Origin of the sequence: Nevskia sp., assembly GCF_023266035.1 — a bacterium.
Taxonomy (GTDB): domain Bacteria; phylum Pseudomonadota; class Gammaproteobacteria; order Nevskiales; family Nevskiaceae; genus Nevskia.
Window position 1 is genome coordinate 10,345 of the sequence record NZ_JAHFRY010000035.1, and the last position, 22,608, is coordinate 32,952.

23 protein-coding genes are annotated in these 22,608 nt (G+C 64.3%); 12 read left to right on the forward strand and 11 right to left on the reverse strand.

The window, feature by feature from the left end:
* On the reverse strand, positions 1 to 2,291 hold a 2,291-nt coding region (acnB, locus tag Q0D45_RS07225; RefSeq protein ID WP_293390575.1), incomplete at its 3' end, for a bifunctional aconitate hydratase 2/2-methylisocitrate dehydratase.
* A 307-nt stretch (positions 2,292 to 2,598) separates the two neighbouring features.
* On the opposite strand from acnB, the gene Q0D45_RS07230 reads away from it, so the two are divergent.
* The gene (locus Q0D45_RS07230) at positions 2,599 to 3,918 is read left to right on the forward strand and encodes a serine hydrolase (RefSeq protein WP_293390578.1); all 1,320 of its coding nucleotides are present in this window, start codon (positions 2,599 to 2,601) and stop codon (positions 3,916 to 3,918) included.
* 21 nt (positions 3,919 to 3,939) lie between these two features.
* On the opposite strand, the gene mnmA is transcribed toward Q0D45_RS07230, so the two are convergent.
* From mnmA to gspG, 10 genes are read right to left on the reverse strand one after another with little or no spacing between them, the layout of a single operon-like run.
* Positions 3,940 to 5,025: a tRNA 2-thiouridine(34) synthase MnmA gene (gene mnmA, locus Q0D45_RS07235; protein WP_293390581.1), complete on the reverse strand. Its 1,086-nt coding sequence runs from the start codon at positions 5,023 to 5,025 to the stop codon at positions 3,940 to 3,942.
* Positions 5,022 to 5,489 (reverse strand): NUDIX hydrolase, encoded by a 468-nt coding sequence (locus Q0D45_RS07240; RefSeq protein ID WP_293390584.1) that lies wholly within the window; start codon positions 5,487 to 5,489, stop codon positions 5,022 to 5,024. The genes mnmA and Q0D45_RS07240 overlap by 4 nt, the downstream gene beginning before the upstream one ends.
* A 3-nt stretch (positions 5,490 to 5,492) precedes the next feature.
* Positions 5,493 to 6,245, reverse strand: coding sequence for a type II secretion system protein N (locus Q0D45_RS07245; RefSeq protein ID WP_293390586.1), 753 nt, complete (start codon positions 6,243 to 6,245; stop codon positions 5,493 to 5,495).
* Positions 6,242 to 6,790: a type II secretion system protein M gene (locus tag Q0D45_RS07250; protein WP_293390589.1), complete on the reverse strand. Its 549-nt coding sequence runs from the start codon at positions 6,788 to 6,790 to the stop codon at positions 6,242 to 6,244. Before Q0D45_RS07250 ends, Q0D45_RS07245 begins: the two co-directional genes overlap by 4 nt.
* Positions 6,787 to 8,016, reverse strand: a complete 1,230-nt coding sequence (gspL, locus tag Q0D45_RS07255) for a type II secretion system protein GspL (protein ID WP_293390593.1) — start codon at positions 8,014 to 8,016, stop codon at positions 6,787 to 6,789. The genes Q0D45_RS07250 and gspL overlap by 4 nt, the downstream gene beginning before the upstream one ends.
* 32 nt (positions 8,017 to 8,048) lie before the next feature.
* Entirely contained in the window at positions 8,049 to 9,029 is a 981-nt protein-coding gene (gene gspK, locus Q0D45_RS07260) for a type II secretion system minor pseudopilin GspK (protein ID WP_293390596.1), read from the reverse strand.
* Positions 9,026 to 9,811, reverse strand: a complete 786-nt coding sequence (gspJ, locus tag Q0D45_RS07265; protein ID WP_293390599.1) for a type II secretion system minor pseudopilin GspJ — start codon at positions 9,809 to 9,811, stop codon at positions 9,026 to 9,028. The genes gspK and gspJ overlap by 4 nt, the downstream gene beginning before the upstream one ends.
* Positions 9,808 to 10,203: a type II secretion system minor pseudopilin GspI gene (gene gspI, locus Q0D45_RS07270; protein ID WP_293390601.1), complete on the reverse strand. Its 396-nt coding sequence runs from the start codon at positions 10,201 to 10,203 to the stop codon at positions 9,808 to 9,810. Before gspI ends, gspJ begins: the two co-directional genes overlap by 4 nt.
* Positions 10,200 to 10,841 (reverse strand): type II secretion system minor pseudopilin GspH, encoded by a 642-nt coding sequence (gene gspH, locus Q0D45_RS07275; RefSeq protein WP_366946370.1) that lies wholly within the window; start codon positions 10,839 to 10,841, stop codon positions 10,200 to 10,202. The genes gspI and gspH overlap by 4 nt, the downstream gene beginning before the upstream one ends.
* Positions 10,838 to 11,296, reverse strand: coding sequence for a type II secretion system major pseudopilin GspG (gene gspG, locus Q0D45_RS07280; protein ID WP_293390603.1), 459 nt, complete (start codon positions 11,294 to 11,296; stop codon positions 10,838 to 10,840). The genes gspH and gspG overlap by 4 nt, the downstream gene beginning before the upstream one ends.
* On the opposite strand from gspG, the gene rrtA reads away from it, so the two are divergent.
* The 11 genes from rrtA to Q0D45_RS07335 all read left to right on the forward strand — a co-directional run.
* Entirely contained in the window at positions 11,295 to 11,954 is a 660-nt protein-coding gene (rrtA, locus tag Q0D45_RS07285; protein ID WP_293390606.1) for a rhombosortase, read from the forward strand. The genes gspG and rrtA overlap by 2 nt on opposite strands.
* Before the next feature lie 54 nt (positions 11,955 to 12,008).
* Positions 12,009 to 12,956: an ACP S-malonyltransferase gene (gene fabD, locus Q0D45_RS07290; protein ID WP_293390609.1), complete on the forward strand. Its 948-nt coding sequence runs from the start codon at positions 12,009 to 12,011 to the stop codon at positions 12,954 to 12,956.
* A gap of 11 nt (positions 12,957 to 12,967) precedes the next feature.
* Positions 12,968 to 13,726, forward strand: a complete 759-nt coding sequence (fabG, locus tag Q0D45_RS07295) for a 3-oxoacyl-ACP reductase FabG (protein WP_293390612.1) — start codon at positions 12,968 to 12,970, stop codon at positions 13,724 to 13,726.
* 109 nt (positions 13,727 to 13,835) lie between these two features.
* Positions 13,836 to 14,081, forward strand: coding sequence for an acyl carrier protein (acpP, locus tag Q0D45_RS07300; RefSeq protein WP_022975905.1), 246 nt, complete (start codon positions 13,836 to 13,838; stop codon positions 14,079 to 14,081).
* Between the two features lie 48 nt (positions 14,082 to 14,129).
* Positions 14,130 to 15,371: a beta-ketoacyl-ACP synthase II gene (gene fabF / locus Q0D45_RS07305; protein ID WP_293390615.1), complete on the forward strand. Its 1,242-nt coding sequence runs from the start codon at positions 14,130 to 14,132 to the stop codon at positions 15,369 to 15,371.
* 59 nt (positions 15,372 to 15,430) lie between these two features.
* Positions 15,431 to 16,741 (forward strand): aminodeoxychorismate synthase component I, encoded by a 1,311-nt coding sequence (locus Q0D45_RS07310; RefSeq protein WP_293390618.1) that lies wholly within the window; start codon positions 15,431 to 15,433, stop codon positions 16,739 to 16,741.
* A complete protein-coding gene (pabC, locus tag Q0D45_RS07315) occupies positions 16,738 to 17,577 on the forward strand; it encodes an aminodeoxychorismate lyase (protein ID WP_293390621.1) in 840 nt (279 codons plus the stop codon). Before Q0D45_RS07310 ends, pabC begins: the two co-directional genes overlap by 4 nt.
* Positions 17,577 to 18,644: an endolytic transglycosylase MltG gene (gene mltG, locus Q0D45_RS07320; protein ID WP_293390624.1), complete on the forward strand. Its 1,068-nt coding sequence runs from the start codon at positions 17,577 to 17,579 to the stop codon at positions 18,642 to 18,644. The genes pabC and mltG overlap by 1 nt, the downstream gene beginning before the upstream one ends.
* Positions 18,641 to 19,294: a dTMP kinase gene (gene tmk / locus Q0D45_RS07325; RefSeq protein ID WP_293390627.1), complete on the forward strand. Its 654-nt coding sequence runs from the start codon at positions 18,641 to 18,643 to the stop codon at positions 19,292 to 19,294. The genes mltG and tmk overlap by 4 nt, the downstream gene beginning before the upstream one ends.
* A 261-nt stretch (positions 19,295 to 19,555) precedes the next feature.
* Complete coding sequence (locus tag Q0D45_RS07330) at positions 19,556 to 20,524, forward strand: VWA domain-containing protein (RefSeq protein ID WP_293390630.1); 969 nt, start codon at positions 19,556 to 19,558, stop codon at positions 20,522 to 20,524.
* On the forward strand, positions 20,524 to 22,608 hold a 2,085-nt coding region (locus tag Q0D45_RS07335; protein WP_293390632.1), incomplete at its 3' end, for a hypothetical protein. The genes Q0D45_RS07330 and Q0D45_RS07335, both read left to right, overlap by 1 nt.

Sequence of the window (22,608 nt, forward strand, 5' to 3'; positions counted from 1 at the left end):
CCGAAGATCGCGTAGTAACCTTCCTCGGTGAGTTGATGCTCATCCATGCGCGTCGGCGGCACGACCCACAGCCGCGTCGGCACGTCGCTGACGTTCTCCAGCACCTTGCCGGCGGCGCGGAAGTGGCCGATGTTGGTCATGCAGGAACCGATGAAGACTTCGTCGATCTTGGCGCCGGCGACTTCGGACAGGAACTTGGCGTCATCCGGGTCATTCGGGCAGCAGACGATCGGCTCCTTGATGTCGGCCAGATCGATCTCGATGACGGCGGCGTACTCGGCATCCTTGTCGGCTTCGAGCAGGGTCGGCTTGGCCAGCCACTCTTCCATCTTCTTGATGCGACGCTCCAAGGTGCGCGCGTCCTGGTAGCCGTTGGCGATCATGTTCTTCATCAGGAAGATGTTCGAGTTCATGTACTCGATCACCGGCGCCTGGTTGAGCTTGATCGTGCAGCCGGCGGCGGAACGCTCGGCCGAAGCGTCGGACAGCTCGAACGCCTGCTCGACCTTGAGGTTCGGCAGACCTTCGATCTCCAGCACGCGGCCCGAGAACACGTTCTTCTTGCCGGCCTTGGCAACGGTCAGCAGACCGGCCTTGAGCGCATACAGCGGGATCGCGTGGACGAGGTCACGCAGGGTCACGCCCGGCTGCATTTCGCCCTTGAAGCGGACCAGCACCGATTCCGGCATGTCCAGCGGCATCACGCCGGTGGCCGCGCCGAAGGCGACCAGGCCGGAGCCGGCCGGGAACGAGATGCCGATCGGGAAGCGGGTGTGCGAATCGCCACCGGTGCCGACGGTATCCGGCAGCAGCAGGCGGTTCAGCCAGGAGTGGATGACGCCGTCGCCCGGGCGCAGCGCAACGCCGCCGCGGTTGCTCATGAAGGCCGGCAGATCGCGATGGGTCTTGACGTCGACCGGCTTCGGATAGGCCGCGGTGTGGCAGAAGGACTGCATCACCAGATCGGCCGAGAAGCCGAGGCAGGCGAGATCCTTGAGCTCGTCACGGGTCATCGGGCCGGTGGTGTCCTGCGAGCCGATGGTGGTCATCTTCGGTTCGCAATAGGTGCCCGGGCGCACACCCTGGCCTTCCGGCAGGCCGACTGCGCGGCCGACCATCTTCTGCGCCAAGGTGAAGCCGGCCTTGGTTGCGGTCGGCACCGTCGGCAGACGGAACAGGGTCGAGGCGGGCAGGCCGAGGAACTCGCGGGCCTTGCCGGTCAGCGAGCGGCCGATGATCAGATTGATGCGGCCGCCGGCGCGCACTTCATCGAACAGCACCTGGCTCTTGAGTTCGAACTCGACGACGACCGCGCCGTTCTTCTCGATCTTGCCTTCGTACGGGAGGATGTCGATGACATCGCCCATCTCGAACTTGGAGACGTCGACTTCGATCGGCAGCGAACCGGAATCTTCCTGGGTGTTGAAGAAGATCGGCGCGATCTTGCCGCCGAGGGTGACACCGCCGAAGCGCTTGTTCGGCACGAACGGAATGTCTTCGCCGGTGGCCCAGATGACGCTGTTGGTCGCCGACTTGCGCGACGAACCGGTGCCGACCACGTCACCGACGTAAGCAACGAGATGGCCCTTCTTCTTGAGGTCGTCGATGAACTGCATCGGGCCGCGCTTGCCGTCTTCCTCGGGCTTGAAGGCCGCGTCGGGGCGCGTGTTCTTCAGCATGGCGAGGTAGTGCAGGGGGATGTCCGGGCGGCTCCACGCATCCGGCGCCGGCGACAGGTCATCGGTATTGGTTTCGCCGGGCACCTTGAACACGGAGACCGTGATCTTCCTGGCGACTTCTGGGCGGCTGGTGAACCACTCAGCATCGGCCCAGGACTGGATCACGGCCTTGGCGTTGGCATTGCCGGCCTTCGCGAGTTCGGCGACATCGTGGAAGAAGTCGAACATCAGCAGCGTCTTCTTCAGCGCTGCGGCGGCGACCGTGCCGACTTCGGCATCGCCGAGCAGGTCGATCAGCGGCTTGACGTTGTAGCCGCCGACCATGGTGCCGAGCAGCTCGGTGGCCTTGGCACGCGAGATCAGCGCGCAGGGCAGTTCACCATCGGCAACCACGGTCAGGAACGAAGCCTTGACCTTGGCGGCGTCATCGACGCCCGGCGGCACGCGGTGGGTCAGCAGGTCAACCAGGAATGCTTTTTCTTGGGCGTCTTCGCCAGCCGGCGGGTTCTTGATCAGTTCGATCAGCTCGGCGGTCTGCTGAGCAGACAGCGGCAGCGGCGGGATACCGAGGGCAGCGCGCTCGGCAGCGTGTTGGCGATAGGCTTGCAACATGGCGTTGTTGGTCCGGTGGGGAAGCAGTGATGAAAGGCGCCGCACGAAGCGTTGCGATCCATAGCGTTGCGGCCCCAGGATTCGACACGGTCAGTGCGAAGCGCGGTCGTTATTCTATCATTGGAAAGCATCATCCGTGCCGCCCTTCAGCGCGTTGCTGGCATGCGAAACCCATCAACCCCAGCATCAAGCCAGCGCCCCGCCGAGCGCGCCGGGAACTGCGTAGTAGTCTGCGTGTCCCAAGCAACCTATACAAAAAGAGAGCTCCGCTCTGATGCCGATCCTCCGATCCCTTTGCAGCCTGCTGTTGCTGCCGCCGCTCCTGCTGCTTCATGCTTGCGGCCACAGCGAGGCCGATTCCGCAGCCGGCCCGGCGCCGACCATCGAAGCCTTCACCGTGACGCCGTCGACGACCAACGCCGGCCGCACGGTGCAGCTGAACTGGACCGTCACCGGCGCCACCAGCCTGCTGATCCTGCCGGGCTCGATCAACGTCAGCGGCCAGACCGGCACCAGCTTCGTAGTCCCGGCCGGTACCACGCGCCTCGCGCTGCAGGCGAGCAACCGCGGCGGCACCACCACCGTCCCCGCCAATCTGCGCGCCTATGACTGGAGCGGTACGGCGACGACTTTGAACGGGACGATTGGCAGCGGTACCGGGCAGGTCAGTGGCTACAGCTTCGGACTGTTCGATCGCAGCGGTCCGCTGTTCGCCCAGGCCGGTGGCGATATCCCCGCCGATCAGCTGGTGCTGCTCGCCTCGGCAACCAAGCTGCCTTCGGTGATGGCGATCCTGACCATGGTCGACCGCGGCGAGATCGCGCTTGATACGCCGGTTGGCCAGTATCTGGCGCTTGACCCCTCGTTCGACTGGCCCACCGACAAGGGCTTGATCACCATGCGCATGCTGCTCGCCCATACCTCGGGCCTGCCAGGTCTCGACGATCCCGCACAGCCGGCCTGCATCACCGATGAAACCAGCGTCAGCCTGCGCGAATGTGCGCAGAGGATCGCCCGCGTCGACCTGGCTTCAGCACCAGGGACTGCATTCAACTACGGCGGCATCGATTTCCAGATCGCCGGCTACGTCGCCACCCTGATCGCCAACCAGAACTGGCAGGACTTTTTCCAGGCTCGCCTGGCAGGTCCGCTGGGCCTGACGCGTTTCACCTATGGCGATCCAGCCACGGTGATCAATCCGCGCATCGCTGGTGGCGGCGCTTCGATCGCCTCGGAGTACGGCGAATTCCTGCGTTTGCTGCTGAACGATGGTGTCTACAACGGCAACCGGGTGCTGTCTTCGGCAATGGTCACGCAGGTCCTCACCGATCAGACCGTTGGACTGCGGACCATCTATTCGCCGTTCCCGTTCGGTCGGCGGATCGACTACCCCGGCTATGGCTTCGGTGTGTTCCTGACCGCGCCGCGCAAGCATCCGGGCAGCAACGGCCCGGAGTGGAGCGATCCAGGCTTGTTCGGCACGATGCCGTGGATCGACCTGGCGCTGGGCTATGGCGCGGTCCTGCTGCTCCAGGCAGACATCGTCAACGGCACCGAAACCGGTCTCGATATCTGGGACGAACTGCGTCCCGGCATCATCACCCAGCTGACGCTGCCGGCGAGCTGAGCAGCAGCCAGAGCGTTTGGATCACTCGGCAGCGCGAGCGCTGATCTCGCCGCTGCCGAGGCACTCCTCGCCGTCGTACAGCACCAGGTACTGACCCGGGACAGCAGCACGCTGCGGCTGCTCGAAGCCGAACACCACACGCGGGCCATCGTGGCTCGCGATATGGCAAGCCTGCAGGCTCTGACGATGGCGGATGCGCGCGCTCAGGCGTGCCGGCATCGGCTCCGGCTTCCGTATCCAGTGGAAGTCATCGGTGGCGATCAGCGTCGTCATCAACTGCGGATGCTCGCTGTCCTGGGACACCGTCAACACGTTGCGCGTGGCGTCCTTGGTGATCACGTACCAGGGCGCTTCCTTGGCACCGCGCACACCACCGATCGCCAATCCCTTGCGCTGGCCGAGCGTATGGAAGGCCAGTCCCTGGTGCTGACCGATGACCGCGCCGGCATCGTCCTCGATGACGCCGGGCTGCGGTTTGAGGTGCTGGCTCAGAAACTCGCGAAATTCGCGTTCGCCGATGAAGCAGATGCCGGTGGAATCCTTGCGGGCGTGATTCGGCAGGCCGGCCTGCTGGGCCAGCGCGCGCACTTCCGGCTTGGTCAGCCCGCCGAGAGGAAACAGCACGCGCTCGAAATGCTCGCGGGCGACCGCGGCCAGAAAATAGGTCTGGTCCTTGTTGTCGTCGACGGCGCGCAGCAGGCGAGGGCCTTCGGCACCGTGTTCGACTCTCGCGTAATGGCCGGTCGCCACCCAGTCGGCACCGAGCCGCAACGCATGCTCGCGGAACGGCTGGAACTTCACTTCGCGGTTGCAGAGCAGATCCGGATTCGGCGTCTTGCCGGCTTGATAGCCGGCGAGGAACAGATCGAACACGCGCTGGCGGTACTCGACCGAAAAATCGACGCGATGCAGCGGAATGCCCAATTCTTCGGCAACCGCGCGGGCCGACTGGAAGTCTTCGGCCGAGGTGCAGTAACCGGCTTCGTCCTCGGTCCAGTTGACCATGAACAGGCCGGAAACCCGGTAGCCCTGTTCGCGCAGCAGCCAGGCGGTGACCGCCGAATCGACGCCGCCCGAGAGGCCGACGACGACGTGCTCGCCGCTCACGGCTTGCGCAACAGCGCCGGGCTCAGATGCGTTAGCATCGTCAGCGGAAAGCGCTGGCCGGCGAGGGTATCTTCAACACCACGCTGGACCATCGGGCTGCGATGGCGGGCCGCGGCCGCGCGCAGTTCATCCGGCGTCAGCCAGATGGCGCGGGCAATGCCATCGTCGAGCGGCCGCTCCGGATGGTGCTGCAGTGCTTCGGCGAGAAAGGCGAAACGGAGGAAGCCGTAGCCCAACTCCGGTGGCTCGTATTCGTAGATACCGAGCAGCGCCGTCGGCCGTACGTCCCAACCGGTTTCTTCGAGCGCTTCACGAACCGCGCCTTCGATCAGCGTCTCACCGGGTTCCCAGTGGCCGCTCGGCTGATTCAGCACCAGATGCTCGTTGACCTGTTCTTCGACGAACAGGAAACGGCCGTCTCGTTCGACGACACAAGCGACAGTGATGTGATGAGCGGAGGCCACAGGCTACATCTGTACGCGCGACTTGATTCGGTAATAGCCCTGCGTGTCGGGCTGGCCGAGCGTGCGAACCAGGTTCTGCACGGCGGGCTCGGCTTCCGGCTTGGCTTTCACCTTGAGATCGATCTCGTAGCTGCGATCGGTATTCAAACGCAGTTCGCCGCCGACATCGAGCGGCCCGCCGGTGGGCGAAACCTTGGCGACGATCACGCCGGCTTCGGTGCTCACCACCATCTTGAAATCGCCGAGCACCAGCGGATTCCGACCGAGTGTCCAGCGCAGGCGGGCGATGTCGATATCGGCGCTGGCCTGCTTGGGGAACTTCTCGACCAGGATCAGCTCGTCGAGCTTGACGCCGACATCGCCGTCGATCGGCAACTGGGCGTCACCGCTGAGCGCCAGCAGGCCTTTCAGTCCACCGCTGGCGGCCAGCGAACTGACCACGATGTTGCCGCCGAGCGTGCGCGAGACATGACCATCGAACAGCAGGCCATCGACCGAACCGTCTATGTGGAAACCCAGCCGGGCGGCGATCAGCGCCAGCGGGCTGAAGGTCCAGTTCAACGGCTTGGCGAGGCTGCGACCCTGATAGCTGAGCGAGCCGGCCGAGCCGGAGAACACCGAGCCGGACAGGCCGGTCAGCTGCACGGGCGAATCCGGGGGAGCAATACGTGGATAGATCGAAGCGATCGGCGCGGTCGCGATCAGGAAGGCGAGAAAGCTGCCGACGCCGACCCACAGCAAGCTGCGGGTCTTCATGGTGCGCGGATCACGGCAAGGCGGGCATTGACCAGGCCCGGTGTCGGTTGGCGCTCGATATCGGCGACCTCGATGCGCACGCCGTAGCGGGTCTGCAATTCATTCATCCAGCGCAGCAGCACATCGAACTCGACATCCTCGAACCAGATGCGCGCCTGATTCTCGCCGTCCGGCTGCAGACGCGCCGGCGGCTTCTTCAGGGTGCCGTTCTTCGAAGCCTGATCGACGGCGGTCAGCAGCGAAACGTCGCTGCCGACGATCGGCCCCGACTGCGGTGCGGCGAAACGCTGATCGACTTCGGCCTGCGCCAGCCGGGTGGCGATCGAGCGCGCCGACTGCAGTTCTTCGGCCAGTGCCTTGCGATGACGGGCGATCGGCTGCCAGATCGCCGAGTAGAGCAGGGCGACGATGACCATCGCAGCGGCGATGCTGACCAGCGTCTGCTCGCGTGGCTGCAGCGTTTCGTAGCGCGCACGGTACGGCGCGGTCTGCCCGGCAATCTGGGCGCGGGCGTCGGCAACCTTCTGACGGAGTGCGGCGCTCATGCGGCCACCGGGCTGAGTTTCAGGCGAATCTGCACGCCGTTCTCGTTGGAGTCTGCGGATTCGACATCGAGCCTGGCGCCAGGATGACTGCCGTACCAGGCACGCAGGCGCTCGAGCACCTGCAGATCGCTGCCGGACAGATCGAGGAACAACGCGCCATCGCGAAATTGCACGTTCTTCAGACTCAGGCCCGGGTTCTCGGCCAAGCCGCTCGAAGCCGACTGCATCAGTTCGAACAGGCCACCGCCGCTGCCGGCGCCGTTGAGCAGCCGCAGCTGCTGGTCGGCCTGGGCTTCGAGGTTGATGATCTTGGTTTCGCGCGGGAACAGGCGATGAAAGGTTTCTTCGTTGGCGGTCTGCAGGGCGGCAACTTCGCGCTTCAGGCGCTGCGATTCGGCGACGTTCAGGCCGATGCCGAGCAGCAACGCGACTGCCGCCAGCTGCGCGGCCAGCAGCCAGGGACGCCAGTAACGGTTCAGATCATCGCGCTGCGAATAGCCGGCCTGCAGCAGATCGATCGACTGCGACGGCCGCCAATGGCGAATCAGCGCTTCGAGCGGATGATCGAAGCCCGGCAGCAGATCCAGCGGCCGCTGCAGCTGGGTGTAATCGGTGGCGTCATCGCGCGCCACCAGCACCCGCAGGCTCGCCGGCGTGCCGTTCTCGGCCAGTTCCAGCAGCAGCTCGAAATCTTCCGCCACGCAGCTGAAGCCGGCGTAAGGGCCGCTGCGGACGATCATCTGGCCCGCATCCGGCAATACGCTCCAGGGGCCGCCTTCGGTCCACGGCAGGGCCAGGGTGTCCGGCACCAGCGCGCTGACCCGCACACCGGCGGCGTTGAATGGCGCCAGCCAGTCGTCGACGTGCGAGCGAGTGACGACGGCGATCGGAAAGGCACCGCCGGGCAGGCGGCTGCCGATCGCGAAATGCAGGGTGTCGACGTCTTCGGCGAACTGGTCTTCGAGCACGAAGGGCGCGGCCTGCAGCACCTTGGCCGGCTGCCGGGCGGGCACCGACACGGTGGTCAGGCGAACGTCGGCACCCGGCACGAAGACGATCACCTTGTGGCCGACACCGAGGGCGATGACCTCGCCCAGCGGCAGCTCGCGGACCAGCACGCCGGGCCTGGCAAGGCTCGTGTCGAGCGGATCGGAGGCGACGAGCGCATGCGCGGTCGGCGCGTCCGGGGCGGTATCGCGCAGGCGGATATAGAGGATGTCGCGCAAGGGACGGGCGGGCAGCGAGCGTAGGGTGGGGATCAGTCGGCGTCAGTTGAGTGGGCGATCACGACTGGATCTGCGCCACCCTCGGGCCGGAAGTAGACACTGTATAGCGAGACTCGACCGCTGCCAATGAACACTTCGGCCTGTAGTTGGAAGTAGCGCGAGCGCACCTCGATCTGGTTCTCCGGCTTCAGATCGTTGTCCGGCCCGATGAAACTGTTGACGCCACCATTCAATACTTCCTGAGCGGTCTTGGCCGGGACCTTCAGGCGCGTTTCGACGAATTTCATCATCGCCACGCGATCGATGGTCTTCGACAAGGTGGACAGTACCTGCGGCGACGCGGTGTTGACGTTGATCTTGGTGCCAATGGTTGGCAATGCCGTGACAAACGGTTTCAGCGCTGCATAAAGCGCCGGCGTCACGCCGCGTACCTGCAGCAGTTCGGAGGCGCTCAGCATCGGCCGGTTGGCGGCGCGGTACGGCGGATCGAGGCCCTGGTACTCGTTGTCCTCGGCGCCATTCAGATCGATGCGTTCGTTGTCGGCATCGACCCAGTCACGGATCGCGCTGCCCAGGCCAGTGGCCTTGATCGCGGCATCGCCGCCGATCGCATCGAGCAGCAGCTGGAACTGGGCGAGATAGATTTTCAGCAGGGCAACGTCCTGCGTCGCCAGATTGTTCAGGTTGAAACGGCCCTGCAGATCCTCGACCCGGCCACGCAAGGTGCCGTTGTCGATCGGCAGGAAATCGACCGGCCGCGCCCAGATGTCACCGAGCGAGTCGATCTCGTTGGTCTTGGTATCCAGCTTGAGGATGCCCTTGACCCAGGACTCGACGCCGTTGGCGTACCACAGCGCGGTTTCCGATTCGACCAGATTGCTGGCCCGGCGCACCGCGATGTTCGAGCTTTCGAACATTGCCACCGCGGCGATCGTCGACAGTGCAACGACGAACATCGCGGTGATCAGGGCGATGCCACGGGACTGCGGGCGCGGTGCGTTGCGATACTTCATTCGGTTGGATCGCGACCACCGGTACCGCCTGTGGTGCCGCCAGTAGTAGCTCCGCCGGTAGTGTTACCCGTCGTGCCACCTGGTGGAGGCAGTGGCTGCGGCTTACCCAACTCGGCCATCTTCGACGCGCCCTCGGCGCCAACCCGGAACAGCAGTCGCAGCTTGCCCCAGTCGCGGGTTTTCAAAGTCAGTTCGACGGCGGTCGGTGGAGGCTGCTTGGCATTCGGCACGCCGGCATTGCCGTTGGCCGACGGCCAGGCTTCCGACTTCTGGCCGTTGGCATCGTAGAAGCGCCATTCGGCTTCTTCGATGCGATCGAGCAAGGTCACTTCGTTCGGCTTGGTCTGTGAGGCGCGATCGAGCACGTTCCAGCTGCGCCGCACCAGACGCTTGTCCTGGAAACGTGCGCCGCGTGCCTTGTCGACGTATTCCGATTCTTCCAGCCCGTAGCTGACCCGCTCCAGGGTCGAACGCGGCAAGGACAACAGGTTCTGCCAGCCGCCGCGGGTGAATTCGATGCGCTGCGCGAAGCTGTCGAAACCGAACGGCGGCAATTCCTGGCCAGAGTCATCGCGCACGCCGCGCGGTGCCGCATTCTGGAAATCGGTGCGCAGACGGATGTAGGCGCGGTCGTATTCCTCGGTGCGGCTGAGGTTGTCCTCGATCTTGGCGCGCGCGCTGAGCACCGTGTTCAAGCCCCCATAGGCCATTGCCGCGAACACGCCAAAGATACCGATCACCACGATCAGCTCCAGCAAGGTGAAGCCGCGCTGCGATCTCACTGCGTAGCCTCACGGCCGACGTTGGACAGGAAGCCGGTGAGGGTTATGTAAGCCGTGGCGCGCTTGTCGTTCTTCTTCTCGACGCGGATATCGATGCGGCGGAGGCCCGGGTCTTGCGTCGCTTTGACTTCGGTCCGCCAGGTCCATTTGATGTCGCCGAGCTCGACATCCTCGTTGGCCTTGCCGAGCGCCGGCCAGGCCTTGCCGAGTTCGATTTCGGTCATCCGGTTACGGGCGACGAACAGGGCCAGCGACTTGTCGCGCAGACCGGCGGCGTTATTCGCGAAGCGGGCACCGTTGCCGATGATGGCGCCGAGCGCGATCGCCAGCACGGCAACCGCGACCAGCATTTCCATCAAGGTGAAACCGCGCTGGCGCCGATTAGCGATCATCGAGCCACCGCTTTTTCGACGGTACGCCGCTCGCGCGTGACCTGGCCAAGCAGATTGCCTTCGATGCGGATCGACACCGGATAATTCGGCGCTTTCAGATCGAGCGTGAACGGTGTCATCTGGCCACCCGGCAGCATCAGCACCTGGGGCTTGAGCTTGGTCGCTTCGTCTTCCTTTTCCTTGTCTTCATCGGAAGATTTCGAATCGCCGCTGCTCTTGGCTTCCTTCGGCTGAATCGGCGGAATCAGCCGGCCTTCGATGCGCAGCTCGGAATAGAACGGCTGCAGCAGCGGCCGCGAGCGGAAGCTGCCGCTCTGCGCGTAGTCGTCCCATTTCGAGGCCGAGGAGGCGATCAGGAAACGATAGCCGTCAGGCGTGAAGGCGAGGCCGATGGCAATGCCCTTGAGGTCGGCCTCGTCTTCGGCCAGACGCAGCAATTGTTCGATGCGTTTCGATTCGGCTTCGAGCCGATCATCGAGCGGGCGGTTGCCGATCGACAGGCTGGAGAAGGTGACCATGATCGCGATGATCACAACCACTGCCAGCATCTCCAGCAAGGTAAAACCGCGCTGCCGAGTTGAAACCAACACGTGTGTGGAAGCGCTGGCGGGCAGCGCCCGCGCAGCGCCTTCGATCACGGAGCCGGAGCCCAGTTGCCGATATCGCTGGACGAGCCATCGCCGCCGGGCTTGTTGTCTGCGCCGAGGCTGAACACGTCGATCTCACCCTTCACGCCGGGGCTCAGGTACTGGTAGGGGTTCTGCCAGGGATCGCGCGGCACCGATTTCAGATAGCCGCCCGGTTTCCAGTTGCGGGCCGGTGGCTCGCCCTGCGGCGGCGCGACCAGCGCTTCGAGCCCCTGCTGGGTGCTCGGATAATTGAAGTTGTCGAGCTTGTACAGATTGAGCGCGGTCTCGATCGCGGCGATGTCCTGCTTGGCCTTGACCTGACGCGCCTTGTCCGGCTGGTCGAAGATGTTCGGCGCGACGATGGCGGCGAGGATGCCGATGATCACGACGACGACCATGATTTCGATCAACGTGAAACCGCTGACTACGCGCTTCTGGGCCCGCTTCTGAGTCTGTGTTTTCATGATGCGCAAGATGGTTGATGACCCTGATAATGCCGCACGAACAATGACAAGAATGATAACAGAGGCCTCCCCGTCCGCCGCCGCAGCCTGGCTGCCGTATCTGCTGTTGTCAGTGCTGTCCGGCCTGCTGATGCTGGGCGGGGAGCCGGTGATCGAAGCGCTCCGTTACGACCGTGTTGCCGTCGGCGCTGGCGAGTGGTGGCGTCTGTTCAGCGGCAACCTCGTCCACCTCGGCTGGTGGCACTGGTTTTTCAATGTGCTGAGCTTCGCGCTGCTGGTTTTTCTGTGCCCTGAAAACAACCGGCCGGGTGAGTGGCTGCTGCGGGTTCTGGTGATCGGCACCGGGGTCTGTTTCGGGCTACATCTGTTCACTCCGAATCTGGAAAATTACGTGGGGCTGTCGGGACTTGCGTATGGATTGCTGGTTTTCGGCTTCATCCGACAGATCCTTGTAGGTGATCGTTTCGCAGTGGCTTGTCTGGGCTTCGTTGCGGCGCGTATCGTGTGGGAAATGGTGATCGGCGCGCCGAAGTCCGAAGAGACTTTGATCGGCGGCTCGGTCGTCGCCGAATCGCATCTGTACGGGGTGGTTGCTGCCGTGATCTATGGCCTGGCAACCAGGGCCTTCCGTCGGCCCGCGCGTCCGGCAACGGCCTGACCATTCGCTGCGTACCAGAACGATCCCAGAACGATTAGAGACCTCAGGACAAGCATGAAATACGCGTTGCTGTTTCCCGGCCAGGGCTCCCAGGAAGTGGGGATGCTCGGCGCTCTTGCTGCTGCTCACCCGATCATCGATGCCACTTTTGCCGAAGCGTCCGACGCGCTCGGTTACGACCTTGCCACGCTGATCAAGACCGGCCCTGCCGAAGAATTGAACCGCACCCAGCGCACCCAGCCGGCGCTGCTCGCCGCCAGCGTTGCCGTGGCGCGACTCTGGCAGAGCCTCTGCCTGCCGCCACCGACGGCACTGGCCGGCCACAGCCTCGGCGAGTATTCGGCGCTGGTGGTGGCCGACTCACTGCAGTTCGCCGATGCCCTGAAGCTGGTCGAACTGCGCGGTGAACTGATGCAGTCCGCCGTGCCGCAGGGTGTGGGCGCGATGGCGGCCGTGATCGGCGTCGACGACGAGATCGTCGAGAAAGCCTGTGCAGCCTACGAAGGCGACGGCATCCTCGAACCCGCCAACTACAACGCGCCGGGACAAGTGGTGGTCGCCGGCAGCAAAGGCGCCGTCGACTGGCTGGTCGCCAACAGCAAGACCTTCGGCATCCGCAAGGTGATGCCGATTCCGGTGTCGGTGCCCTCGCATTGCTCGATGATGCGCGGCGCGGCCGAGCAGCTCGCCGAACGTCTGAAGACAGTGGCGATCGCCACGCCGGCGATTCCGGTGCTGCACAACCTCGATGGCCAGCCGCGCAGCGATGCCGATGGCATCCGCAAGGCGCTGATCGAACAATTGTTCCGGCCGGTGCGCTGGGTGACGACGATCCGCAATCTGGAAGCGCTTGAATGCCACGCGCTGTTCGAATGCGGCCCTGGCAAGGTGCTGGCAACGATCAACAAGCGCATCGTCGATGTCGCTTCCGGCAGCCGACTTTCGATCGCTCTCGGCGATCCCGAGGGCCTGCAACAGGCGCAGGCCTCGTTCAATTCATAAACGGAGTTTTCATGAGCACCCCGAATTTCAGTCGCTTTGTCCCCGGTAGTGTCGCGCTGGTCACCGGCGCGACACGCGGCATCGGCCGCGGCATTGCCGAACGTCTGGCGGCAGAAGGCGTCAAGGTCGTCGGTACCGCCACTTCGGCCGCCGGTGCCGCGCAGATCGAGGAATACCTGGCACCGCAGGGCGGGGCAGGCAGAGTGCTCGACGTCCGCGATCCGGCGGCGATCGATGCGCTGGTCAACGCCACGATCAAGGAGTTCGGGCCGCTGGCCATCCTGGTCAACAACGCCGGCGTCACCCGTGACGGCCTGCTGCTGCGGATGAAGGATGCCGATTGGAGCGACGTCATCGACACCGATCTGTCCAGCGTCTTCCGGCTGTCCCGTGCCGTGGTGCCGGGCATGATGAAGGCGCGCTCCGGCCGCATCATCTCGATCGGTTCGGTGGTCGGCACCATGGGCAACGGCGGCCAGACCAATTACGCTGCGGCCAAGGCCGGCCTGATCGGCTTCTCGAAAGCGCTGGCCCGGGAGATCGGTTCACGCGGCATCACCGTCAACGTGGTGGCACCAGGCTTCATCGATACCGACATGACCAAGGGCCTGAAGGACGAGCAGCGCGCTGCGCTGATCGAGCAGGTGGCGATCAAGCGTCTCGGCGCGGTCAACGATATCGCCGCTGCCGTGGCCTTTCTGGCATCCTCTGATGCCGCTTACGTGACTGGCGAAACGCTCCACGTGAACGGCGGCATGTATATGATCTGAAACGTTTTACCGAACACCTGCAATGCCTGCACCCGATTGGCTGGCAGCAGGCTGCATGAATCTCTTACACTAGCGCCGCTTTTAGCCCCATAACTCCGAGGGAGTCCAGATGAGCAGTCTTGAAGAAAAAGTCAAAAAGATCATTGCCGAACAGCTTTCCGTGGCTGAAGACCAGATCACCCCGGAGGCCTCGTTCGTTGAAGATCTCGGCGCCGACTCTCTCGACACCGTCGAACTCGTGATGGCACTCGAAGAAGAGTTCGAGATCGACATCCCGGACGAAGAAGCCGAAAAGATCGTCACCTTCCGTGACGTGCTGAGCTACATCAAGTCGCACACCAACCAGGCTTCCTGATCGGCCTGTGTTGCTTCACCTTCCTTCATCCCATTCTGCTAACGACTCATGACGCGACGTCGCGTAGTCGTCACCGGCCTCGGTATCGTTTCGCCGGTCGGCTCTGATATCCCCACTGCTTGGGCGAATCTGCTTGCCGGATACAGCGGCATCAAGCCGATGACGGCCTACGATGTTTCGACCTATCCGACGCGGTTTGCCGGGTTGGTCGAAGGCTTCGACGCGCTGAAGTGGATGGGGCCCAAGGAAATTCGCCGCAACGATCCGTTCATTCATTACGGTGTCGGTGCGGCGAAGATGGCGGTGATCGATTCCGGACTGGAAATCACCGATGCCAACCGCGAGCGCATCGCGGTGATCGTCGGCTCCGGCATCGGCGGCATCGGCGTGATCGAGGAGCAGTGCACGCTGCTCAACGGTCCGGGCGGCGTCAAGAAGGTTTCGCCATTCTTCGTCGCCGGTTGCATCATCAACATGGTGTCCGGCGCGATCTCGATCGAACTGGGTCTGAACGGGCCGAGCTTCGGCATCGTTTCGGCCTGCACGACCGGGACGCACTCGATCGGCATGGCGCATCGGATGATCGTCTACGGCGATGCCGATGTCGTCATCGCTGGCGGTGCGGAAGCAGGCTCGGCTCCGGCCGGTGTCGCCGGCTTCTGTGCTTCGCGAGCGCTTTCCACCCGCAACGATTCACCGACCACGGCCAGCCGGCCTTGGGACCGTGATCGTGACGGTTTCGTGCTCGGCGATGGTGCCGGCGTGATGGTGCTCGAAGAATACGAACACGCCAAGGCGCGTGGCGCGCAGATCTATGCCGAGCTGATCGGCTTCGGCCTGACCAGCGACGCATTCCACATCACCCAGCCGGTACCGGGTGCGCCACACGTCGCGCGCTGCATGGTCAACGCGATCAAGGACGCGGGCATCAATGCCACGGACATCGATCACGTCAACGCTCACGCCACGTCGACCCCGCTGGGTGACGTCGCCGAAAGCGACGCGATCAAGTCGGCACTGGGCGAGCACGCCTACAAGGTCGCGATCAGCGGCACCAAGTCGATGACCGGGCATCTGCTCGGCGCGGCCGGCGGCATCGAAGCGATCTTTTCGGTGCTGGCGATCCGCGACAACATCGCGCCGCCAACGATCAATCTGGATAACCCGGACGAAGGCTGCGATCTCGATTACACGCCGCACAAGGCACGCGAGCGGAAGATCGACATCGTGATCTCCAACTCCTTCGGCTTCGGCGGCACCAACGGCTCGCTGGTATTCCGTCGCATCTGAACGGCATCCGGTCGCGCTTGCGGCCGGAACGCCTTGCCGCAATGTCTTGATCGAGACCGATGCTCCACTGCGCATTGCCCGCTTCAGTGGATCTGCTGGCTTTGCATCGCCGGTTTCCCGAGCGTTATCCCTTCCTGCTGCAATCCGTGGCCAGCCATCCCCAGGCCGGCCGCTACGATCTGCTGTTCGCGTTTCCTGAAGACGCGATCGAGGCGACGGCAGGTGACGCCGATTTCTTCGCCGCGCTCGACGACACCGCCGCGTCGCTGAGCAGAACAGAAGATCATGGTCTGCCCTTCGTCGGTGGCTGGTTCCTGCTCGCCGGTTACGAGGCCGTGCGCTGGGTCGAGCCCCGGCTGCGGCTGCCGATATCGCCGTATCGATTGCCGGATGCGCTGGCCGTGCGCTGCACCGGCGCGATCATCGTCGACCGTGTTGCCGGCACTGCGCTGGGCTTGAGCGAAGGCTCGATCGCGTCGATCAGGCAGATGGAACAGGACTGCGCGGCGACGATGTTCTCGAGCGCGACGCCCAGAGAGCAGACGCCGCTGACGATCACCGAGGATGACGAATCGCGCTTCCTGAGCGGCGTGTCGCGGATTCTCGACTACCTCGATGCCGGCGACGTGTTCCAGGTCAATCTGTCGCGGCGCTGGACGGCGCGTTACCGAGAGCCGGTCGATGCGACGGCGCTGTACGAGCGCCTGCGTCACGCCAACCCGGCACCGTTCGCCGGGCTCGCGTCCTGGCGCGGCAGCACCGTACTCAGCTCGTCGCCGGAACGGCTGATCGAACTGTCCGGCGGCATGGCGCAGACGCGGCCGATCGCCGGCACCCATGCCCGCGACCGAGCCGAAGACGAGCGCGACCGCGAGCGCCTGATCGCCAGCCTCAAGGAGCGCGCCGAGCACGTCATGCTGATCGATCTCGAACGCAATGATCTCGGCCGCATCTCGATGCCCGGCACGGTCGAGGTCAGCGAGTTGATGACCGTCGAAAGCTACGCCCACGTCCATCACATCGTCTCCAACGTTCGCGGCCGGCTGCGGGACGGCGTCGGCCCCGGTGCGGCGCTGCGCGCGGTGTTCCCCGGCGGCACCATCACCGGCGCGCCCAAAGTCCGGGCGATGGAAGTGATCGCCGAACTCGAAGGCGAGGGCCGCGGCCCGTACACCGGTGCGATGGGTTATCTGTCCCGCTGCGGCCGGCTCGATACCAACATCCTGATCCGCACCCTGGTCTGCGAGGGCGACACGGTCAGCTTCCGCGCCGGTGCCGGCATCGTCGCCGACTCGAAGCCGCTGGCCGAACTCGCCGAGACTCGCGCCAAGGCGCGCGGTCTGTTGCTGGCGCTGGGAACGCCGGCGTGACGGCGCCGCTGCGCAGCCGCTGGAACGGCTCGTTTGCGGCATCGCTGCCCGTCGGCAACCGAGGCCTGCACTACGGTGACGGCGTATTCCGGACCGTGCTGCTGCATGGTGGCGCCATCGTTGCGGCCGACGCCCAGATCGAGCGGCTGACCGCCGACGCTGCGGCGCTTGGCCTCGATGCACCGTCGCGTGAATTCCTGCTTGCCGAACTGGCCGCCGTTGCCGATCTCGATGAAGCGAGCCTGAAACTGATGCTGATCCGCACCGACACCGGCCGCGGCTATCCGCCCCGGACCCACCGGGCCGATCTGCTGCTGCTCGCCTATCCACCGCCCGACTGGCCGGCCCGTCACGCGATCGACGGCATCGCGACGATCCGTTCGCCGGTGACCATGGCGGCCCAGCCGCTGCTCGCCGGCATCAAGCATCTGAACCGGCTCGAACAGGTGCTGGCCAGCCGCGACTGGCCGGCCAATGTCGATGAAGCGCTGCTAGCAGACGAGCACGGCAATCCCGTCTGCGGTACCCGCAGCAACCTGTTCTGGGTCAGCAATGGCTGTCTGCACACGCCCGCGCTCGATCGCTGCGGCGTGGCCGGTGTCACCCGCAGCCAGGTGCTGGCACTGGCCGCGCAGCTCGGCATCGATTGCCATATCGCCAGCCAGCCCTGGACGGCGCTGCAGTCGGCCGAGGAAGCTTTCGTCTGCAACAGCCTGATCGGCATCTGGCCGCTTCGGCGTCTGGACGATCATCTCTATCCGGCCGACAGACCGATCACCCGTCGCCTGCAGACGGCCCTTGTCCATCCATTGGCCCATCCATTCCGAGGAGTTTGATGAGCACGGCAAAGAAAGCCCAACCGAAGCGCAGCTGGCTGGGCCGGATGTTCCGGCGCCTGCTCAGGCTGATGCTGATCCTGGTGCTGGCGGCTATCGCGCTGCTGGTCGACGGCCATCAGCAACTCGGTGCGCCGCTGGGCTTGAGCGAGCCGCGCAACTTCGATATCGACGCCGGCAGCAGCCTGCCGAAGATCCTTGCCAACGCCAACGAGCAGGGCATTTTTGCCGCGCATCGCCAGGCGATCTACCTCGGCCTGCTGGCAAGAATCGACGGCCGCGCCGCCGCGGTGAAGGCTGGCGAATACCGGATCGAACCGACGATGACGCCGCGCAGCCTGCTGGCGCTATGGGTGTCCGGCAAGACCGTGCTGCACGAACTGCAGCTGATCGAAGGCTGGCGTTTCGCCGATGCGCTGAAGAAAGTGCGTGAATCGCCGGTGCTGACCCAGACCCTGGCGCCAGACCTCGACGACGCCGGCCTGATGGCCGCGCTCGGCCAGCCCGGCAAGTCACCCGAAGGTCGTTTGTTCCCGGACACCTACCGGTTCAGCAAGGGCATGAGCGATGTCGCTTTCCTGCGCAAGGCGCTCGCTGCACAAGAGCAGGTGCTCGCCGAGGAATGGGCGAGCCGCGATCCGAACCTGCCGTACGATGGTCCGGAACAGGCGCTGATCATGGCCTCGATCATCGAGAAGGAGACCGGCGTGGCCGCGGAACGCGAACAGATTGCCGGCGTCTTCGTCCGCCGCCTGCAGATCGGCATGCGCCTGCAGACCGATCCGACCGTGATCTACGGCATCGGCAGCGCTTACGACGGCAACATCCGCAGCCGCGATCTGCTCACCGACACGCCGTACAACACCTACACCCGCGACGGCCTGCCGCCGACGCCGATCTGCCTGCCAGGCCGCGCCTCGGTCCATGCCGCGATGCACCCGGCAGCCGGCGATGCGCTGTACTTCGTCGGCAAGGGCGATGGCAGTCATCAGTTCTCGGCGACTCTTGCCGAGCACAATGAAGCGGTACGCCGCTACCAGCTCGGCGGCCGCGGAGCCGCACAGTGAGCCAGCCATCGGAGCGGGGCCTGTTCATCGTGTTTGAAGGCGGCGAGGGCGCCGGCAAGGGTTCGGTACTGTCCGCGGTTGCCGAATGGCTGCAAGCTCAGGGCATCGAACCGCTGTGCACGCGAGCCCCAGGCGGCACTCCCGAAGGCCAGGTCATCCGCTCGGCGCTGGTACAGAGCGGCGCCAACTGGGAGCCGAGCGCCGAACTGCTGATGATGATGGCTGACCGCGCCCAGCATGTCGGCCGAGTGATCCGCCCTGCGCTGGCAGCCGGCCGCGTCGTCCTCTGCGACCGCTTTGTCGGTTCGACGCTCGCCTATCAGGGTGGCGGCCGAGGCCTGTCATCGAAGCTGATTGGCGATCTGCAGGCCGTGGCGGCTGCCGGTGTGTCGGCCGACCTGAACATCCTGCTCGATGTGCCGCCGGCCATCGGCTTGAAGCGCAGCCTGAAACGGCTGGCCGAAGAAAAATCCAGCGAGGATCTGTTCGAGCGACTCGATCTGGGCTTTCACGAGCGCGTGCGCGCCAGTTTCCTTGAACAAGCCGCTGGCGATCCTGAACACTGGACGGTCATCGACGCCCGACGACCGATCGCTGAAGTCGTCGACGACGTGAAACAGCAGCTTCTGAGCGTCATCGAGCATCGTTGAGCCGGAAATCGCCCGGTTCACGGGCTACGACGAAATGGCACGTCGGCTCCAGGTCAGCCTGAGGGCGATCTGTCCGCTGCCTGGAAACCCGCTCGCAAATCATGCTGATGCAGCTACTGCGGTGGCTTCAAGCCGACGGCATGAGGGGATTTTCTCGGCAATCTCGTTCTGTTGAATGAGGCGCTGTCGATCGCGGAGTGCAGAAGACACGCGCAGTAGTCCTCTACGCGCTGCACTTGCCCCCATTCGCAAGAAAATCCCATGCATCCGAAAACCATCCTGACGGTCCTGTGCCTGTCCTTGTCCACGCTGGCCGTCAGCGCCGGCGACAACCCGGCGGCGACGACTGAGAAAGCGGCCGAAAGCATCCTCATCCTCGACGCCTCCGGGTCGATGTGGGGCAGGGTCGGCGGCAAGCTCAAGATCGAAATCGCGCGGCAAGCAGTAGGCCAGATGCTCGCCACCTGGCCGCAACAGGATGCGCTGGGATTGATGGCCTACGGCCATCGCCGCAAGGGTGATTGCGGCGATATCGAACTGCTCAGTGCGCCCAGGCGCATCGACCCTGCCGCTTTCAAGAAGCAGGTGGATGGCTTGCAGCCGAAAGGCATGACGCCGATCAGCGCCTCGGTGCGGCAAGCTGCCGAAGCGCTGAAGTTCACCGAACGGAAAGCCACGATCATTCTGGTCAGCGACGGTGAGGAAACCTGTGATGCGGATCCCTGCGCGCTCGGCGCCGAGCTTGAAAAGGCGGGCATCGATTTCACCGCCCACGTGGTGGGCTTCGATCTGCCCGAAGGCAAGGCTCGCGCGCAGTTGCAGTGCCTGGCCAGGAACACTGGTGGCCACTATGTGGAGGCGCACGATGCTGCCGAGCTGAACAAGGCGCTGAGCGAAATTGCCGCGGTGCCGGTAACTCCTGCCGTACCAGAGACCAGCAAAGACCCGCTGCCGCCCAAGGGCTGCCGACTGTTCGAAGCCGAGAACTACGCTGGCGACAGTATCGAAGTGGGCGAGCACGGATATGCCGATGAAATGCCCGCCGGCTGGGATAACCGCGTGCGCTCCGGCAAATGCAGCAAACGCTCTGGCATCACCCTTTATTTCGACAGGGCGCGCGAAGGCGACAGCGAATGGATCAACGAAGGGGAAAGCAAGCCCAGGCTCAGCGGAGCAGGTAGCTCGTACATTTTCGTCGGCACCTACGGCGAAGCGCCGGACAGCTACTGATGACTCGTTGCAGCCGATGGCAAGGGCTGGGCAGCGGCTTGCTCGCCCTGATGGCAATGGCGGCGACTGCCGACGGTGGGGCCGGCGTGCCCTACGAGGGCGCCGACAAACTCTGGAAGATGAAACCCCCTCCGTTCAACGTGGTGGCCGCGCAGCCTGTCACGGTCTACTCGGAGAGCAAGAAATTCGATCCCGGAATGCTCGATACCGTGATCGCCACGGTAAGAAACGGCTTGAACAGCGACAAGAGCTTTGACTACGAGACGGATGTCTACGAATACCCCTTGCCCATGGAGGCCCCTAGAAACGCGTCGCCAGTGCGCCTGGACGAGTTGGGGCGGGCGGCAAGCTTGGCGGCACAGCGGTATGCGGAGATCGGGCTCCGGGCGCCCGTGTTGCACATTGAAGACGGCCGATTCCGCGCATTGCTGGTGCGCCAGGCCGGCGATGCGGCCGCGTTTTATGGCCAGGCCGTCGAGAAGGTCAGCAGCCCTGAAGACGCCTTTAAGCGCTGGTACGTCGAGTCTGGTCCTCCGGACCTCCGTCATTTCTATCTGGTCATCGGCGAGGGCGAGGCTTACGACAAGGACGTGGCCGTTTTCCCGGCCAAGGCAGCATTCTCGATCGGCCACGAATTGTTCCATGCGGTCCAGGCCAGCTATCCGGAAGTCCCTGAAGACACGGTCCGCAAGCAGTCGCACAAGTGGATCACGGAAGGGATTCCAGACGCGATCGCACCCTGGGCGGGAAAAGGTGTGAGTTTCCAGAGCGAAAAGAGCTTCGACTGGAAACGCTCGCTGGCGAGCGGCAGCCTTCGGTTCGGCAAGGTGCTCGGGCTCAGGCCCTGGGACTATCCCCTGGACTTGCGCGACGTGCCTTACCCCACGATGAAGATCCAGGCCAGCAGCTTCGGCGACGAAACCATCCGCGAGCTGGCTTCGTACATGACCAGCGCATTCTGGCGCTACATCTTCGAAGACAAGCCGAAGCCGGAACTGGAGTGGACGGCGCTGCCAGCGCTCATGGCGTCGCCTGATTTCGGCAAAGGCAGCACGGTGCGCGACAAGCATCTTCTGTGGACCAACAAGGTCATCAAGCAGGTTATTCCGACGTTCACCGAAGGGCTCTACAACGGCCTGCCGGCCTTCATCGCGGAACGCGCCGACTATCCGGATCAGGTGATGGACTCACGCCGCGGCGTGTTCGCGCATCCCGCCTGGCTGGAATACATGTTTCAGGACGGCTGTCCGCTGGTGACGATGGACGCGGGGCCGATCAGTCAGCCGAAGCTCGATATCCTCATCCGCCCGCTGGCGGCCAAGTGCCTGCGCGTGAAGTGGATCGGGCCGCGCTATCCGATCAGTGGCGCGCCATTTGCCACGGTGACCGCGACTCCGCTGAACTCCAAGGACATCGCCACATCCATCGAGTCGATTCATCTCGGCCATCACGCCGTCAGCGAAGGCTACCTGGGGCGCTACAAGGACAAGGCGAGCACCGAGACGGTGCGGGAGTTCCTGCCCCTTGATCTCGATCCCCTGAATCCATCCACCACCAGTGGCGAGTTGGTGCTGACCTTCACCAACGTGGCCAAGGACGTCTTGAAGACTGCCACTCAGCAGTACCGCATCCAGATCATCGTCAATAGCGGTCAGGCCCAGGGCACAGTCACCCAGCCGGCGGATCCTGAAGCGAAACGCCCGGCATCGACGGCCAGGAGCAGCGGCAAACGGCGCAGCGGCGTGGCCGGAAAAGGCGTGAAGGAATCGGGTGAGATTGCTGTCGGTGCTGCCGACGCCAGTGGCGATGTCGACGAGTTGTTTGACTGCTTCAACGGCATGTTCAAGCAATCCACCAGCGGCTCGATTGGCTCGATCAGCAAGAAACGCGAGAAGCCAGTGTCGAGCCAACTTCCGGCCAGCTGTGCCTCGCTGAACGAAATGGCCAGCCCCGCATTTTCGGCACGCAATCGCGGCAAGCTCGGCGTTTCCCTGACCTTGCCGGCGATTCCCAGTGGCACCCACGGCGCCGTCAACGGCGGCATCGTCGGTGTGGGCTGGGACGACCCGGCCATGCTGCCCGAT